The following is a 967-nucleotide window of genomic DNA, read 5'->3' as shown; positions in this document are numbered from 1 at the left end:
CTTCGTCTCTAAGGCCGTAGGTTTTCAATTGATTGTCACTTTCGGCGCCGTGAAACACGCGCGCCTCAATATTCAATTTAAGATCACTCGCCAAACGCTTATTCGCCTCGAATGAAAACATTATTTCCTCAGTACGCGGATCAACTATAAAGCCAGTTAGGATTTCAGAAGAGTCTTCATCATTAAAGGCATAACGCCATCCGGCAAAAATATCTCGTTCAAAAGCGTGAGTTGCGCGCTCTTTACGGTCATCAAACATATATTCCAATACCCACCCCAGATCAGCAGAGCTTTCGAAAATACCGACTTGAGTATATTCGAAGCCAAATACTGCGGCGCTATATCTGCTGTCAAAGCCAGAATTGGTTATCCCCTCAAACTTTAATAGCCAGGAGTCATAAATATACTGTAGTTCAATACCTGTCTGGTCAATCACTGAATAGTAAGGAATGAGCTTAGCGACAACACCGTTAACAACCGAACCACCATAATTAGCTTCTCGACTAGTGCCCGAGAAGTGCGACAATGCAAATTCAAGCTCACCAATGTAATGAGAATATCTGATCGCAACATCGTTGCGCCATTCTTTAGCGCCAGATTCGTAAAACGCTTCATCATTGCTTACAGTCACGGGGGTAGCCGACAAGCGACCATCTTCACCAACAAAGGTTCTTTCGCGAAAGTAAGGTAGCCAGAAAAGATCTACCGTTCCCCAGTCTCGTTCAAGTGAAAACTTAAGCATCGCCTGACCGAGTTTGTCTTCGCCATCAGGGTTTTCGACGCTGTCACTTTGATTAACGATATCAACGAGGTGCATAGACTCAGTGACACCCCAAAACACCTTTCCGACACCCGCCTGCAACTCCCAAGAATCACCGTAGTAGGTCCAGAGCGCTTCGCGTAAATCGAAATGTGTTCGCTCATCGTCTTCAAAGTCATAGCGACCAAATACCTTGGCTACAAACTC

Annotated in this window: 1 protein-coding gene; it reads right to left on the bottom strand. The window is 45.2% G+C overall.

Going from position 1 to position 967, the window contains the following annotated elements; genetic code table 11:
* A partial coding sequence (locus A3729_RS32215; protein ID WP_068633279.1) for a hypothetical protein occupies positions 1–967 on the bottom strand: 967 nt, incomplete at both ends.

This window comes from Oleiphilus sp. HI0043, from assembly GCF_001634935.1.
This window is presented reverse-complemented; position numbering and strand designations above follow the sequence as displayed.